At 40.1% G+C, this 16,940-nt stretch carries 9 protein-coding genes; all 9 read right to left on the bottom strand.

Annotation, left to right across the window (positions count from 1 at the left end):
- Positions 1-13: 13 nt before the first annotated feature.
- Positions 14-1,708 carry a RagB/SusD family nutrient uptake outer membrane protein gene (locus B9A52_RS14875; protein ID WP_084121199.1) on the bottom strand — a complete coding sequence of 565 codons (1,695 nt, stop codon included), beginning with the start codon at positions 1,706-1,708 and terminating at the stop codon, positions 14-16.
- An 18-nt stretch (positions 1,709-1,726) separates the two neighbouring features.
- A complete protein-coding gene (locus B9A52_RS14870) occupies positions 1,727-5,101 on the bottom strand; it encodes a SusC/RagA family TonB-linked outer membrane protein (protein ID WP_084121198.1) in 3,375 nt (1,124 codons plus the stop codon).
- A gap of 154 nt (positions 5,102-5,255) precedes the next feature.
- Positions 5,256-6,293, bottom strand: a complete 1,038-nt coding sequence (locus B9A52_RS14865) for a FecR family protein (RefSeq protein ID WP_084121197.1) — start codon at positions 6,291-6,293, stop codon at positions 5,256-5,258.
- Positions 6,294-6,340: 47 nt separating this feature from the next.
- Entirely contained in the window at positions 6,341-6,967 is a 627-nt protein-coding gene (locus tag B9A52_RS14860) for an RNA polymerase sigma factor (RefSeq protein WP_084121196.1), read from the bottom strand.
- 214 nt (positions 6,968-7,181) lie between these two features.
- On the bottom strand, positions 7,182-8,765 hold the full coding sequence (locus B9A52_RS14855) for a DUF6807 family protein (RefSeq protein ID WP_172805217.1): 1,584 nt from the start codon (positions 8,763-8,765) through the stop codon (positions 7,182-7,184).
- A gap of 246 nt (positions 8,766-9,011) precedes the next feature.
- The gene (locus B9A52_RS14850; RefSeq protein ID WP_084121194.1) at positions 9,012-11,204 is read right to left on the bottom strand and encodes an outer membrane protein assembly factor BamB family protein; all 2,193 of its coding nucleotides are present in this window, start codon (positions 11,202-11,204) and stop codon (positions 9,012-9,014) included.
- A gap of 587 nt (positions 11,205-11,791) precedes the next feature.
- Positions 11,792-12,337 (bottom strand): pyridoxamine 5'-phosphate oxidase family protein, encoded by a 546-nt coding sequence (locus B9A52_RS14845; protein ID WP_084121193.1) that lies wholly within the window; start codon positions 12,335-12,337, stop codon positions 11,792-11,794.
- Positions 12,338-12,339: 2 nt separating this feature from the next.
- Entirely contained in the window at positions 12,340-13,959 is a 1,620-nt protein-coding gene (locus B9A52_RS14840; protein WP_084121192.1) for a sulfatase family protein, read from the bottom strand.
- 141 nt (positions 13,960-14,100) lie between these two features.
- Positions 14,101-16,806: a M14 family metallopeptidase gene (locus tag B9A52_RS14835; RefSeq protein ID WP_084123539.1), complete on the bottom strand. Its 2,706-nt coding sequence runs from the start codon at positions 16,804-16,806 to the stop codon at positions 14,101-14,103.
- Positions 16,807-16,940: the final 134 nt, after the last annotated feature.

Below are 16,940 nucleotides of genomic sequence, written 5' to 3'. Positions count from 1 at the left end.
GATTTAGAAAAAATCAATACCCGGGATTTTGCGTCAGATTAGAATTCAAAAACCTATCCGATGCAGGAATAGGCCATAGATACATCCTTTGTTCGTCAAAACTATAAGTCTGAAGCAGGCTGGCAAAATTTCTGGAAATCAGTTGTTGACTATCAAACAAAACCACTCCATCCTGATCTACGACAGGTAAAATCTGATCATTGAACGGCCATTGGTTTCTATCCTGCACAGTAGGTTGTGGCATACCCAAGACCACTCTTGTGATCGTTTTATTTCCAATTCTCCACCTGATTATATCTTGGTATCTTAATCCTTCCCTCATCAATTCAACCCTTCTTTCACGTCTTAACCTTGCCCTCAATCCGTTCTGGTCTAATTCAGAAACAGCTGGAAAAAGATCTGTCTGATTCAACTCTACTCCATAGGCTCTTGCCCGCACTTGATTGATAAGGTTTTGGGCAGTAGTCAAATCTTCATTGAGTTCTATCAAAGATTCAGCTTGCATCAACAAAATATCTGCATACCTCAAAATTATTAAATTTTGATCCGCCAATCTTGGATTATCAGCCCATCTCTGCTCAATACCTTTTTTCCAAAGCATTCCTGTAAAAGATGCGAAAATTGCAACACCTCTTGAATCATTGTTTCTTACTCTTTCATTATTTAATGTATTGATTGTTGTTATTGAATCAGGATGTGGTTGATATATAAACCCAAGCCAAGGAATACCAAATTCTACAATAGTCTCATTTAATCTCGGATCTCTGTTTACAAAAGGTTTTTGGGGGTCATAAAGTGGGGACTTGTCAATTGTCTCTCCATCGACACATTCAAATATATGTACGGCTTCAAACGTAGGCATAGCTGCACCAAAACCTCCTGCATTTCTAGGAATAAAATCCCGAGTCAAAGTATTATTAAAATTTACATTGAAATCAAGACTTTGAGGAATAAAGAAAATATTTTCTTTACTAGCCGCTCCTTCCTTCAAAAATAACGTCCTAAAGTTTTTGTCCAGATCATAAATACCCATGTCAATCACAGCTTTTGAAGCTATCTTTGAAATCTGAAAATCACCCAAATAAAGAGCGAATCTCGCTTTTATTCCAAAGGCAAAGCCTTGATTAACCCTATTTTCGTTATTTCGAGGTAGTAATAATGCGGCTTCATCCAATTCACTATAAATGAAGTTTTTAACTTCACTAACACCGGTTCTAGTCACATTATATGCTTCATTCAGAGGAATATTTGAAGTTAATAAAGGTACATCTCCAAACTTTGTGACTAATATGCCATAAAAATAAGCTCTTATTGCCCTCGCTTCACCTTCAATCCTATTGAGTTCGTCTTCACTTTCAACTCCTCTTAATTTTTCTATCGCTTGAAGCAGAGTGTTTGCTCTTTTTATCCCGTCATATAAATCAGTCCAATATACACCAGAAAGCGATGATTCAGAATTGATATTGCCTGTAGAAATGTCATTTGTAGCAGGACCACCTCTGTGAAACATGTCATCTGTCCACCAGTCTTCGTCAATTTTCCAAAGTTTTTTCTCATAGAGTGAGTTCAAACCAATTTCCAATTCGGGCAGATTTCTAAAGAAGTTTTCTGTTGAAATACCTGTTTTAGGAGTAAGATCTAAGTCTGCACAAGCATTTAAAGCCAAGGAAACTACGATTATATAGATTATTCTTATTTTCTTTTTCATGACTTCACCTATTAATGATTAAAACTGAACTTGTAAACCCATTATAACTGACTTCATAATAGGATAACTTGTGTTTCCTGCCTCAGGATCCCATCCTTGAAGGAAATTACTCTCAATCGTAAAAAAGTCCCTTAAACTCACATAAGCCCTTAGTCTATTCATCTTCAATCTTTCAATAAGCTGTAGTGGAAGAGAATAACCAAGGGTGATATTCTGAATCCTCAAAAAACCTCCATTGTAAAGCCAAAAATCTGAATTTTCATAATTTCTGAAAGAAGTTTGGGACAGGCGTGGGTAAGTGGCAGCAAGATTTTCGTCCACTGAATTTTCAGAACTCCAGAAATTTCCAACAATATTCAAAGGGATATTTCCAAAAGCTTCATCAAATGGTCTAACTTGGAAGCCCTCATACCTTCTCGTATGCTCTCCTACTCCATAGGCTACTAAGTTGAAATCAAAATTATTATAGTTCAGAGAAATGGAACCACCATAATTTAATCTTGGGAGTGAAGGTCCCAAGGGAACGCGATCTTCCTCATTGATAATGGCATCTCCATTGAGATCAAGGATTTTAACATCACCCGCTTTTGCTCCTGTACCATACAGATCCGCCTCTTCCTGGGTTTGGAACAAACCGTCAGTTTTGAACCCAAACCATTCATTATATGCAAAACCTGGTTGATTGACTAAATTACCTCCCCCTGTAAGGAAAAATTCACTACCAAGATTAATGACTTCTGTATTTACAAAAGCCGCATTTCCATTGATGGAATAATTTAACTTTCCGGAATTACCTCTAAATCCGACTTCAAAATCAAGCCCTCTAGCTTCTATGGAGGCAACATTTGTACGGGTGTTTTGGGGAAAACCGAGATAATTGGGAATGTCCAACAAATCAATGATATTTTCAGTAGTTCTTACATAATAATCCGTTGATAAAGTCAATCTGTCCCCAAAAAAACCAAAATCAAGCCCCGCATTGATAGTTTTTGTGGTTTCCCACTGAATCAAATTATCTGACAAAAAGTTTTGAACCAAGCCTAAGGCTGGAGAGATTTGATTATTATTGTAAAACAAAATATTGGTTATTGGCTGGAAAATTCCCTGATATGGATAAAAGTTAAAAAACTCAGAGCCACCAGTTCTCGCATTCCCGACTCTTTCATTTCCTACCTCCCCATAAGATGCTCTCAATTTCAAAAATGAAATAAAGCCAGGCATGTTAAAATTCTCATTGGAGATGACCCATCCTACAGATGCTGATGGGAAAAAGCCCCATCTTACATCAGGTGCAAATCTGGAGGATCCATCCACTCTGAAATTGGATTGAAAAAAATATTTCTGCTTATAATCGTATGAGAATCTTCCAAAATAGGATTCCAGTGCATTTTCAGATGCGAATTGTTGATTTGTTGCCAATGAACGATCGCCGAAAGCCAATGCAGGTAACTTTACAGAAAGATCTCTAGCTTCCGCTTCAACTTGTTCCCAAGAAGTCTTAAAGGATTCATATCCCACCAAAACATCGAAATTATGGTCATTGACGGATTTTTGATAGGATGCAAAAAGTTGATTTGTCAGGGAAAATACTTTTTGGTTTCCTAGAGTAAGATTAAGCTGATTCTGTGGAAAAAAGCCCCCGTCTAATCTTGGAATTATGGGTGGTGTCCTGAAAATTTCAAAATTTCCATATTCATATACGGGAGAAATATTTCCTTTGATATTAAATCCTTCTATAGGACTGATGGTAAATCCCAATGAAGCATTGAATACATCTCTTCTATTTTGTATATTCCCTCCCTCTACTACTTCAGCAAAAGGATTATCACCATCTTTTCCTTCACCCCATTCTCCATCTTGACGGATGCCTGAAAACCAAGCTGGAAATCTTCTGGCATCAGCTACTGCTCCTCTTTCATAGGCGGGATTTGTAGAATTTGAACCTCTATAACCGATATCTGCATTGGTTCTGAATATTTTACTGAATTTAAAATCATTATTGATTCTGAATGTAAGCCTGTCAAATCCTATATTGTCATGGATACCGTCTTCTTTCATATAACCAAAAGATGCTCTTGTAAATAGCCGTTCTGTACCCATAGACAGTGATAAATCATGCCTTTGCCTCGTTGAAGGGATGTTGTTAAAAATAAGATCTTGCCAATCCGTATTTGGGTATCTGTCAGGATCATCTCTATTCAACTGCTCATAGTTTTCATTGACTGCCGTATCAAAAATAATTCCTCCACCATCATTCAAAGACCTTTCATTACTCAAGATCCTGAAGGTTTTGGCATCTGTGAATTTTGGCAAAGTTGTGGGTGAATTAAAACCGAAATCAGAATCAAGATTGATTTGTATTTTCCCTTCTTTCCCTCTCTTTGTAGTTACCAAAATTACCCCTGCGGCAGCTCTTGCACCGTAAATTGCCTGGGAGGCGGCGTCTTTGAGCACAGTAATATTTTCGACATCATTGGGATTAATATCTTCCAGACTCAATCCAGGTACACCATCAACAATAACCAGAGGATCATTCACATTTAATGAAGTTATCCCTCTTACCCTAATTGTAGAAGCTTGACCTGGGGCGCTTCCTGTTCTAGAAACTGTTACCCCTGCCATAGCACCTTGAAGAGCATCTGACAATTGAATCGCTTTTCTGTTATCTATTCTCTCGTTATTTACAGTGGATACAGATCCGGTAAGGTCCTTTTTGTTTTGTACCCCATATCCCATAACAACCACTTCTTGTAAAGAACTGGCATCTTCCAGAAGGATAATATTGATTATAGATTGTCCGGATAATTCGACCCTTTGCTTTTCAAAACCAATAAAAGAGAACAACAATATCCCTTCTTGTGGTACTTCCAATGAATAATTTCCTTCTAAATCAGAAATAGTGCCTATTGAAGTCCCTTCAATTATTATTGAAACTCCAGGTAAGGGTTCACCATTATTATCTTTCACCGTTCCGGTCACTATTTTCTCATAACCTTCGATTATTAGAATACCACCCCCATCTTTTCGACCTTTTTTAGGATTGACATGAATATTTTCATTCACCTGCACAAAGTTCATTTGGGTTTGTTTGGATATCTCCTCGAGGACTTTGTAAACTGATTTATTTTTTTCAACAATTGTAATAGTTTGGTTGAAATCAATGAGATTATCATTGTATGTAAAGCGGAAATCCGTTGTGGATTCAATTAATTCAAAAGCCACGCTGACAGGCTTTTCTTTAATCGCAATATTTACTTTTACATTTTCAATTGTCTTCCGTTGGGCATTACTGTCATTGGCAATCAGGACAGTACAGAAGAACAACTGAATGATAAATCCATATAGGAGTCTTTTGGAGAACATAATTAGTTGTCTCTGTATATTTTTTTTCATAATATTGAATGGTTTAAGTGGTGAAAACTTGAACTCTTGCCTCTCAGTGCTACCAAGTGATGTGAGGCTTGGAAAGGCAGAAATCAGTTCCCCCCAGAACTTCTTCTGCCTTTTGTTTTTTATCCTGAATCTTCAATTATCTTGCTCATGGTTTTTAGGGTTTAGTGATAGTGACTTTCCTTCCTTTTATGGTATATTTTAATCCGGATGTTAAGCTTATTCCTCTAAGGACATTCTCTAAGGACTCTTCTTTGTATTGGCCTGAATACACCCAGGTCTCACTGATTTTTCCCTTTACCTCTATTTCGACTCCGTACCAATTTTCGATCTTGGATTTGGCCTCTTCAAAACTATCGCTGTTGAAAATCAAATACATATCCTTCCACCCAGTGATTTCCATCAGATCGAAATCCGATTTATAGAATTTTCCTGTTTCCTCAATTACCAACATCTCATTGGGATTCAACAATACCTGATTTCCAAGCCGGTCATTTACTTTGACCTTCCCTTCAACCAAGGCCACAGCCAATCCCCCTGCTCCATTTTGCCTGACATTGAATGAAGTGCCAAGCACATTGATGGCATTATCTCCAACCGAAACAATAAATGGCCTGCCGTCCTTTGCTACTTCGAAATAAGCCTCGCCCACCAACTCTACCTTTCTTTGGTCCTTTTCAAATACCTCAGGATAAGCTATTTTACTTTCTCCGTTCAAATGAATTTTAGTACCCTCAGAAAGGGATATTATTGACTTTTTACCTGCCGGATTTGACCTTGAAACAATCAATGTTTTTGGGATTTCTGTTTGGATTTCAACTCCTTTTACCATCACATCATAAGAAATCCATATACAAAATCCGATAACCACCGTAGCTGCAATTTTTCTGATGGAAAAAATAGAAAACCAAGAATTGGATTCATCGGGTTTGGGCTTGACCGGCATTTTTTTTTCTTCCGCTTTGATAATGTTTTCAAACATGTCCACATACAATGCATCAGAAATTCCAGTATTTTGATTGGATTGAATTGACCGGATAACAGACGCTGCCTGTTGCACAACTTTCCTTTTCTCAGGATGCTCCGAAATCCATTTTTCCCAAAAATGTTGGTTATTCTCATTGGGATTTTTTACCCATTGGATAAAAAATTCATCCGTGAGAAAATGCTCTATATCGTAATCTTTGAATTTCATTGTATAGTATTAATGCTTAAAATATTCAATAGGTAAATAATAGGTTTTTAATTTTTCAATATTTGTTTTAGGCTTTCAATGGCTCTATAAACCAATTTTCTGGCTGATTTCACTTCATTAAATTCCAAAACCTCGGCAATTTCCTTGTAACTCATCCCCTCTTCGTACAAAAGAACAAGCGCTTGACGTTGCCTTGCAGTCAGTTGGTTCAATGCTTTCTTTAACTGGGTGTTCATTTCGGACTCTGATTCTAATTGTATCACTTTGGTTTCATGGGAAACTTCTATCAGAAATGCATTTTCCGGTAATTCAGAATTTTGACTGGAATGACTGCTTTCTTTTTTGATTGCTCTGAACAATTCTCTCTGCAGTATTTTAAGTAAATAGGATTTAATACTGATTACATTTGATAATGACCCTCTTTTCCGCCTTAGGTCAATAAAAATGTTCTGCATACTGTCTTTGACCAAATCAACATCTTTGGTGATTTGAATGCCAAAACTGAACATGATTGGGGTAAAACACCTATAGATGTAATTAAATGCCATTTCATCTCCTTTGTCGAAAGCATTCCAAACCTCCAAATCAGATTTTTTTTCAAAGATTTTAGTTGATTCAGAATGCCTTAAAGAGATAACAGAAGAAAGTTTGGTTGTTTGGGGTTTATTGACCATAAAGGCTATGTGGTTATTTGGCTTTCTATTATTAAGAGGATGAGTTATATAAAAATGACCCCATAAAATTTTAAAAAAATATTTTTTAGAGAAAAAATTTTCTAAAAAGTAAAATGGATAGTTCCGTGGTCTTCAATAACCAGATTTTGTTTTTCAATTGAATGAGTAAATTCCAATGCTCAGTCCAGCGTTTCCAAAGACTGTTTCAACCAGATCAGGGCTGAATAAAGTCCTTCCAAATATCCATCAATAATATCTTATCCAACTCTCCGGTATAAACCAATAACCTGTACCAAATGACTTCCTTTTCCCCCTCAGCTATTTTCCAATCTCCCAAAATCTGCCTGGAAGGGCCCATTCCCAACTCATTGTCCACCCGCCATGGAGTCGGAAAGGCTTTGTTTTCGGGATGGTCAAATATGGCGATGTGTGCAAAATCATCCCGGCCGTCAAGCTTGATCCCAATATCACTCCAAATGGAACGCTGTCCTTCCAGTTCGAGATTCCGCAATCCGGAAGCACTGACGATTTCACCTACTGTCTCCTTCACCCAAGGCATACGGACAAATAACCCTCCTACATAAAACTTTTCCATCACCACATCGGATTTGGCCTCTCCTGTCCATTGCAGTTCCAGCACATAATGTTCACCGAAATGCTGCATGGACCAGTCTTGGGTTTCAACCATGATCGTCTTTCCGTTTTCATCCAACATATTATACTCCGTCTGCCATTTTACCTGAGTACCCTCGTCTTCAAAAACAGTAGCAGAAACCCCACGCCAATAATCATTTTTCCAGTTCATAAAATAATCCCGCCCGTTCACTTTTTTCAGTCCCCAGTATATTCCCGTTTGATGCAGATGGTGTGCAGGCCGGTATTCTGTCATCACCCCATTTCCATCCGGTGCAATCAGGGGATGGATGTAGGGCCGTTCATTTTGTTTGGCAATTTGGGTTAAAATTGGCGTATTGGATTGACCATGAAATACGGAAATGCTTCCGACAGTCTGATCCTGTTTGATCTGTAACGGCTTGGCAACTAGTTGTTGCTTGGAATTTGGATTTTCTGACAGCAAGTTGACAACATGGGTATCATCCAAAGGAGTCAGGTTTAAATCTCCAGTTTGGATGCGGACATTGCGAAAGCGGATTGAAAAACTCCCTTGGGGATCGTTTTCGTTATTTGCATGTAATTGCAGTCCAATAAATCCTTTAGGATATCTGTCATCAATGAGATGGGCTGCGGGAACGCCGTTTATCCAGGTCCTCATCATAGGCCCTACAGCTTCAATTCTGTAGCTGTTCCATTGGTATCCGTTTTTATCGTCTCTTTTAAAGGCTTCTTTCGCAGCTTGACTCATTTTGTCGGGTGGATAAATCCAGCCACGGTCCGCGCCTTCTTCATAAATGGCCCCACTCCATTGTTGTGGCTTAGGATCAACTTCCATTTGGTAACCATGGACACGACCATTTTTGAAATCATCATAGCTCAAGGACCGGAATTGGATTCCGGAATTATTCATCAGGGTATCAATCGACACCTCAAGTTCGAGCACAAAATCACCATATTGCTGTAGGGTACAGAGAAACCCGTTCGGCTCTCCGGGAACAGTACTTCCCACGATCATTCCTTCCCTCACCTCCCAAATATGCTTTCCATTGAGCTCCTGCCATCCGCTAAGGTCTTTGCCATTAAAGAGGCTTTGCCAATATCCTTCCTGCGACCATGATGGTGGAGAAAGGGATAAGAAAAAGGCCAGCAGCCATGATATTGAGAAGGTTTTATAATGTTTCATTTTGAAAGATTTTTTGAACGGATTACCTGTTTTGATTAGTAATGCCATGGTAAGAATTATTATCCTTTCTGGACCTGAAAACCTTCGAGGTTTGAAAAAAACCTCAAAAGTTACGGCCGAAACCTTTGAGGTCTTTTAAGATTTGCCCCAAGATTTCAATTGCCCGATTTTAAGACCTCGAAGGTTTTATCCTTACTTTGGACCTTAAAACCTTCGAGGTTTAGAAAAAAAACCTCAAAGGTTGCCTCAGTCCGGCAAGGCAAACGCAATCACCGAATCTCCGACTTTGGTGCCGTTTTTTCCGCCACCCCCTGCAGCAATCACTACATATTGTTTTCCTCCAACCATATACACACTTGGGGTGGCGTAACCACCTGCCGGCAACTGATATTCCCACAATACTTGGCCTGTGAACTTATCAAATGCCCTGATCTTTTCATCTGGTGTAGCAGCTATAAATACCAGATTTCCGGCTGTTACCACAGGGCCGCCAAAGCTTTTGGAACCCGTATTCCTGATCCCCTGGGCAACCAGTTCGGGGTATTCTCCCAAGGGAACCTTCCAAAGAATCTCCCCTTTATCAAGGTCTACTGCATTGAGCGTTCCCCAAGGCGGAGAGATGGCAGGATAACCATTCTGATCCACAAAGAAGGGTGCAATATTGGCGTATCGCGGTACTTTTGAGTTTTTATCATTCAACTTACCAACATCTCCCACATCCGCATTGAAGTCTTCGCTTTCCAAATAGGCTACAAGTTCATCCAGTTGCTTATCGGAATAATGGCTGAAAGCCGGCATCATTCCACGACCGAAGGCCAAGACTGATTTGATTGAATCGCGGCTCAGTTTAATGTCGTTAAGCGGAGGAAACAAGGGCGGATTACCCACCTTGTTCAACCCATGACAGGCTGTACAGGCGGTGTTGTAAATCATTGCCCCCCTTTGTATGGGTGTGGCCGTGGCAGAGTCAAAGTTTGTCAATGGAATCAGGCTATGGATGGTGGGTGCCTCGTTGATGTTGACAAACATGACATTGGTGGCAGGATCAAAAGCCGCACCGCCCCACTCTGCACCGCCCTGATGCCCGGGCATGGTGATCACCCCCGCCACGGAAGCCGGGGTATACAAAGGACCGGTTTCATGTTTTCTGAAAATATTCAGGACATACTCATGGGTTTCAGGAGTTATGTTGCTCAGATCAGATTCCCGAAGTGTTGTACGGTTCAGTGGTGGTGGCTTCAAAGGAAAAGGTTGAGTTGGCCAAGCTTCTTCACCCGGAACCTTAGAAGTGGGAACGGGTAAATCTACCACCGGAAACACAGGTTCACCTGTTTCCCTATCCAATACAAATGTCAGTCCCTGCTTGGTAAGTTGTACCACAATGTCCCTGGATTTTCCATTGGCAGTAACGGTGGCTAAAATCGGAGCCGGGGGCAGGTCATAATCCCAAATATCATGGCGAAGGGTCTGATAATGCCAGATTCGTTTGCCTGTGGTGGCATCGAGCGCTACCACACAGTTTGCAAATAAATTCTCGCCTTTTCGCATTCCCCCAAAAATAAAATCAGGTGCCGGTGAACCCGTCGCAAAAAATACCCAACCGCGATCTTCATCAAGCGTCAGTCCGCCCCAAGGATTTGTCCCACCATAACTTACCCCTTCTTCAAATTGCCAAGTGTCATAACCCAATTGCCCCGGTTGGGGTATGGTGTGAAAAATCCATTTGAATTCTCCTGTCAGGGCATCATAACCCCGCACATCGCCTGGAGTAGACGGATCCTCTTCAGGTGTACGTCCTCCGATAATGATGAAGTTTTGGTAGACAATCCCTTGGCTTGTCGCTTCAAAATCAACCTGTTCCGGGTCTTGAGGTAAATTTTTTCTTAAATCGATCCAACCGTTTTCGCCAAAGGAAGTGATCAGTTTACCGGTCTTGGCATCTATGGCATAAACCCGGTCTTTTACAAAATTCAGTATCCGTTGGTTTTTTCCTTCTGAGTCTTCCCAATAGGTAAGTCCTCTATTCCTTCCCCTAAACGGCCTTTCGTCATTTCTGTAATCGTCAGGTCTGAACACCCATACTTCCTTTCCGGTAGCCGCATTCAATGCCACTGCATTTACTTCCGGGGTAGTGAAATACAATAAGCCATCAATGATGATGGGATTGGCATACATTCCTGGTCCTACAGGATTTCCGTGATGATATTCCCAAACTTTCTCGAGGTGCTGAACATTCCCGGTATGGATTTGATCTAATTCGGAGAATTGGATCCCGGAGGAATGTCCCCTGTAAATCCCCCAATCCTGATGGTTATTGAGCCTGCTTTTCCATTGGCTATCCTGAGATTGAGCGGTATCCACTTTTTCGGAACAGGATACAACAAGAAGTATATAACTCAAAAACCAAGCTTGATTTCTAAAGAGGTATTTGATGCTCATAAATAATGCTTCAACAGTTCATTTAATATTTGCTTAACAAATTCACACCAGTGAACCAAACAACGTCTCGCATAATGCAATATAGTATAGCATCAGTTTAAATCCGTCTTTTACTCCATCAGCGGAAGAAACCGCTGTTTTCTTTACCATTCAGGAAAGACTGGAAAAGATTTTGATAAAAATACTGGAGGTTTTGGCAGACGGTGTCTCCAAGTTTGATGAACTGAATGGTATGGACAAATGGGTGGGAAAAAAGTTGTGCTGAGTAAAACGAAGTGACTGTAATTTCAATATTGAAAAAAACCAGTCCAGAGGCCGGACTGGTTTGTCATCAATAAACCCAATCTATTTATATGTTGCTATCGAATACCAGAGAGTTTTTTTGTGGTTGTTTTAATTTCATTATTTGAATTTTGCGCAACCTTTAGCTTTTATAATTAAGAGGGATGTCATTCTCAAAATAACCCCAATTCATTTTAGAAATTTGATGGGTTTGGGGTAAATGATGTAATTTTGAAAGCAGAACTTAATTATTAAATTTAAAAAAAGAGGCATTAATTTTTATATGTGTGAAGATACCAATGTTTTTAATCTTCAAGAATTTTAGTTTCAAATCCATCAATACTCAGTGTGTTTTTATTTTTCCAATATTCTTTGATCTTATCTTCCCCTTGTTTTTCTGACCAAGTATTCAAAGTAGTCCGCTCCTCCCTGAAATCCATAAACGGAACAGCAAAACCACAGGAGGTCTGAACCAAGTCAACTTCCATTTCTATGATTTGCCTTGCACCTGGATTTTCAGGAAAAAGATCTGAATAGTCTTCAAACTTTCTGTCTCTTTTATGATAAATCTTTGCTTCACCGTATAACCTTAAAATCATGGGTTTACCTTCAAAAGCACAAAACATGATGGTCATTCTGTTATTTTTCAATAAGTGCGCAGCCGTTTCATTTCCACTACCAGTCAAATTCATCCAAACGATTTTATTCTTGCCTATAACCCTAAAGGAGTCCATGCCCTTAGGTGACACATTTACCCTACCTTCACAGGCAGCTGTTCCAACAAAAAATATTTTTTGATTTGCAATGAAATCCTGTAATTCGGTCGTAATAAAATCTAATTTCTTTCCCATATTTAAATCCTCTCCAAATACCTCTCCAACAGTTCCTGAGAGATTTCTGAAGAATCCCCATATTTTTCTCTCAAAGCTTCCAAGTCTTTATGCAGTTTTTCCCTGATTTCGGAATACGCCGGATCATCATACACATTTTTCAACTCGTGCGGATCATTGGCGCGGTCATACAGTTCCCATTCGTCCACATCGTAGTAAAAATGGATCAGTTTGTATTCTTTGGTGACAATGGCATAATGCCGCTTGACCATGTGTATAGAGGGATATTCATAGTAGTGGTAATAAACAGCATCCCGGTTCCACTGATCTGAATTACCGGTCAATAACGGTATAAGACTTTCTCCCTGCATATCCGAAGGAGCCTGGATTTGGGCCGCTTCAAGGAAAGTTTGAGCGAAATCCAAGTTCTGTACCATCACGTCTGACCTTGAACCTGCTTTGATCTTTCCAGGCCAGGCTACCATTAATGGCGTTTTAAATGATTCGTCATAGACAAAACGTTTGTCAAACCAACCGTGCTCACCTAAATAAAAACCTTGGTCCGAAGTGTATACGATAATGGTATTTTCCATCAATCCGTTTGCTTCCAGATAATCCAAAACTCTGCCTACATTCTCATCTACAGCAGCAATGGTTCCCAAATAATCCTGCATATACCTTTGGTACCTCCACTTCATTTTATCTTCTTCGCTCATTCCTGGAAAAACCTTTTTAAAATCTTCATTGACCTGGGTGTAGATCTTGTCCCAATTTGCCCTTTGGCTTGGGTTCATCCGGCCAACTTCCCTTTCAAAGGCTCCCTTATCCCAACCTGAGGCATCAGGAATACCCAATTCATCCATGACCTGTGGATACAATTTGGAATCGCCTGCCCAGTTCATATGCTTCAACAGGTTCATCTCCGCTTCTTTTGCTGCACTTCCCCTTCCGGAATAATCATCAAAAAGAGTTACAGGCTCAGGAAATTCCTTTTGCGTAAATTCCGCAATATGTCGCTCAGCAGGTAGCCATTCCCTATGCGGAGCTTTGTGCAAATACATCAGCAAAAATGGTTCTTCTTTATTTCGCTCGTTTTGGAGCCAATCCAAAGTCATGTCTGTAATGATATCCGTTACATACCCTTCCACATCATAAGTGCCATCATTTTTGGTAATAAAAGTGGGATTGTAATAGGTGCCCTGACCAGGGAGAATTTTGAATTGGTCAAACCCTTTTGGATTGTTGCCAAAATGGAGTTTGCCAAACATGGCTGTCTGATAACCTGCATTTTGCAGGATTTGGGGAAAAGTAACGTTGGTAGTATCGAAGGGGAAAATGTTGTCGGTCTTTCCATTGAGATGGGAATGCTTACCCGTAAGGATCGTAGCCCGGGATGGGGCGCAGATCGAATTGGTCACGCAGGCATTGGTAAACAACATGCCCATTTTGGCTATCCTGTCAATATTTGGGGTATTGATCAACTTATCATCATAAGCTGAAATGGCCTGATAAGCATGGTCGTCTGACATGATAAAAATGATATTGGGTCTTTGTTGTTTTTCTTCCTGAGGAGTTGTATTGCAGGAAAAAAGACAAGCTATAATCCCCAATGAAAAAAGGATGTTCAGGTTGTTGTTTGGCATAACAAAGTTAATTTAGGTTTAATGGTTTTATCATCTCTTCCCAATTTAAGGGTAGTATTCTCATTTTCAAAAAAATAAAGCTTCCCTTTGGCGGAAGCTTTATTGAAATTTCAAAAATGAATTAAACCATTAGCATAAGCTTTACTGATATAAGTTGTTGAACAGCATTTTGAAAGTGCCTTGGGACTGAGCCCTGTAAGTGATTTCAGGACCGTAGACAAAAAGCATTCCTTTGCCTATTGGAGCGGAAAAGGCTGTGATCCCATCTTCAAGATAGGATTGACCCCAAGCCCAACCACTCTTCAAAGGTGTTTTGGTATCAAACCAACCCAATACCTGTAGACCCTGTAATTTGGCTTCCGGTTTTAGATTGAAAACCGGACTGTTGTTAAACAATACATCAACATGACTGTCCAATCCCCAATTTGCAGGCTGAGAGTTATCCACTCGGGTAACCAATACAGATCCCGGGACATAATATTTCTCTCCGGGCAATGGTTTTTCAGATCCATCTCTCTGGACTTCCACTAAGGCATTTCGGACTGGTAATTCCAAGTGATAAGCCAAGGCAGAGGCATTGCCGACAGCTACTACTTTTCCACCATTTTCAATAAATGATTTGATCTGTGGGATAGATTTTTCAGCAGTGATATTTCCCAGCATGTGGTGATATTCAGCAGGAATGGATTTTTCATCCGGAGGTGAACCCCATCCACCAGAATTACCTCTACCAAAAGCAGGTATTCCGCCACTGATAAAGAGAATAGCATCATACTTATTGTTCAGGTTTCCGGCATCGATCTCTTTGGCAAAAATCAATTCAAACTCAAAATTATATTGTTCCAACATCCATCTAACCCATCCGCTTGGCATAGAACCTCCATAGGTATCGAATAAGGCGATTCTGGAAGGTTTGATATTGATGGCATTGCCTGGGGCAGCTTTGGCTGCAGTGACCTGAACACCATATTTTGTTGCTTGCTCAGCCAAAACTTTTGACCCACTTTGGGGGATATAGAATGAGCCGGCAGGCATTCCTTCAATCGCACCTTGTGTTCTTGAAACCTTGATTCCTTTTTTCAACAATTCATTTACAATGGGGAAAGCATCATTCTGCTTACTGCTTAGGAAAAAGCCTGATTTGGAACTGGGTATTTTAACAGCCGGGACAGCTTCCAATTTTCCGTAAGGCAATGTCTCGAATGGACCTGAAAAACCATCCAAAATACGGTCAAATTGAATACCCATCTGATAAGCCAAAGTCCATCCTGCAGCATCGTAAGGTCTGATTGGAGGACCACCTGGATACTGGAAATCATTAGGATAATCCTGCGGCTCAAACATATCGATAATATGCGGTCGGAAAGCCTGATCTGTTTTGACTATGTAAGATCCTTTTGGGTAAGTCGTCCCATTTACAGAGAATGAGGCTGTTGATTTTTCTATTCTAATACCGGTTTTCACCAAAGCATTGATAAATTTCACAGCTGTCGCAGGATCTTTTTGGTCTGCGGTGATGATAAACCCTCTGGGGTCTCTTTTCTCTTTTGCCTGATAAACACTGTCATAAAACACAGAAGGTATTGCTCCACCTCTTCTTGAAATAGGATTGGTTGAAGCAGGATACTTGTCTTTGTCCTTTTCGTAAGCCGTTTTGATAGCCTCAATCTTACTTGGAAATGGCGTCCAATAATCCCCGCTTCCCCTTTGGATAGAACCTTTACCCATCACATAAATATTGTACAACAAGTGGTCACTGTTCCTAGCTGCATAATCCAAAACCGCAAAGTTCATCGATACTGAATAATCAATAGACTGTTGGAAATGCCAGGATTTTTGTGGGGTGACAGGAAAAGGTGTGTTACTATTGGGCAGCAATCTGTCCGGTACCAAAGGGATTTCCTCTGGATTTGGGCCACCTACTATCTCCGTCAAAATGCCGATCATATTGTGGTAATGGGTAGTGGTTCTCAATCCGCCATTGTACCAGGTAGAAAATGAAGAACCGTCCATTCTTGTAAATCCAGGTTTGTTTTCTGCATTCAATCTGTTGTACATGGCAGCACCTACCGCATCGATACCCGTCACCATCATCGGATCAAATACATAATTGAAGGGGTCTCTATAAGGAGGTCCAGCTAAAACCGAGCCAGCAGGACCTCTCTGGTGGTGATTGTACATGACCTGGGGAATCCATTCAATAAAAAGCTGATAGCCAAGATTGGTAGATTCCTTCATGTTTTGAATGTAGAAATCCCTATTGTTATCATGACCGATATACTTTTGGTAGAGTGTGGGCAGGTTTGAAAGACTTCTTTTTTCCGGCACTGATTCTCTCATATACCAATTGCCGATTTTTTCATGTCCATCAGGGTTGGCATGAACCAACAGGATCACCACATTATCCAATATCCTTTTGGTTTCTGCATCCTCTTTGGTGAGCACTTGGTATATGGTTTCTGACAACTGATGGGTGCCTACGGTCTCTGTAGAGTGCAGTCCTCCATCGATCCATACAATGGCCTTTCCTTCTGTGGAGAGTTTTCTGGCCTCTTGTTCCGATAATCCCTCAGCCCTTGCCATTTTCACAGAGATATCTTTGAATTTATCCAAGTTGGCATGATTCTCCACAGATGTAACTATCATCATCCATTGATCTCTGCCTTCTTCGGTTTTTCCTATGGAAACGAGTTTGGCTTTATCCGAAGCTGCTGCAACTTTTTTGAAGTACGCTTCTGTCTGCGTGTAATTGCTGATGTGGTAATCATCTCCCAATCCAAACCCAAAATGCTCTTTGGGACTTGGAATTTTTTGGGCCATGGAATTTCCGATGAACAATAAAATCATTCCCAAAAGGAAAACTCCTCTTTGAACTGATTTGCTTAAGTTTATTTGGTTTTTCACTGTCTTATCTTTTTATTTTTTGTCTTATTTTAAAGATATTGAATTTCCTCTTTGAATTTAGCCCAGTTAGAAAATGG

The sequence above is a fragment of the Aquiflexum balticum DSM 16537 genome (assembly GCF_900176595.1).
GTDB classification, from domain to species: domain Bacteria; phylum Bacteroidota; class Bacteroidia; order Cytophagales; family Cyclobacteriaceae; genus Aquiflexum; species Aquiflexum balticum.
Note: the sequence above shows the minus strand (reverse complement) of the source record. Positions and strands in the feature narration are given on the sequence as shown.

Coding starts and splice junctions, on each gene's coding strand:
- B9A52_RS14875 (WP_084121199.1), bottom strand. CDS start 1,708: ATGAAAAAGAAAATAAGAATAATCTATATAATCGTAGTTTCCTTGGCT.
- B9A52_RS14865 (WP_084121197.1), bottom strand. CDS start 6,293: ATGAAATTCAAAGATTACGATATAGAGCATTTTCTCACGGATGAATTT.
- B9A52_RS14835 (WP_084123539.1), bottom strand. CDS start 16,806: ATGATTTTATTGTTCATCGGAAATTCCATGGCCCAAAAAATTCCAAGT.
- B9A52_RS14855 (WP_172805217.1), bottom strand. CDS start 8,765: ATGAAACATTATAAAACCTTCTCAATATCATGGCTGCTGGCCTTTTTC.
- B9A52_RS14850 (WP_084121194.1), bottom strand. CDS start 11,204: ATGAGCATCAAATACCTCTTTAGAAATCAAGCTTGGTTTTTGAGTTAT.
- B9A52_RS14870 (WP_084121198.1), bottom strand. CDS start 5,101: ATGAAAAAAAATATACAGAGACAACTAATTATGTTCTCCAAAAGACTC.
- B9A52_RS14860 (WP_084121196.1), bottom strand. CDS start 6,967: ATGGTCAATAAACCCCAAACAACCAAACTTTCTTCTGTTATCTCTTTA.
- B9A52_RS14845 (WP_084121193.1), bottom strand. CDS start 12,337: ATGGGAAAGAAATTAGATTTTATTACGACCGAATTACAGGATTTCATT.
- B9A52_RS14840 (WP_084121192.1), bottom strand. CDS start 13,959: ATGCCAAACAACAACCTGAACATCCTTTTTTCATTGGGGATTATAGCT.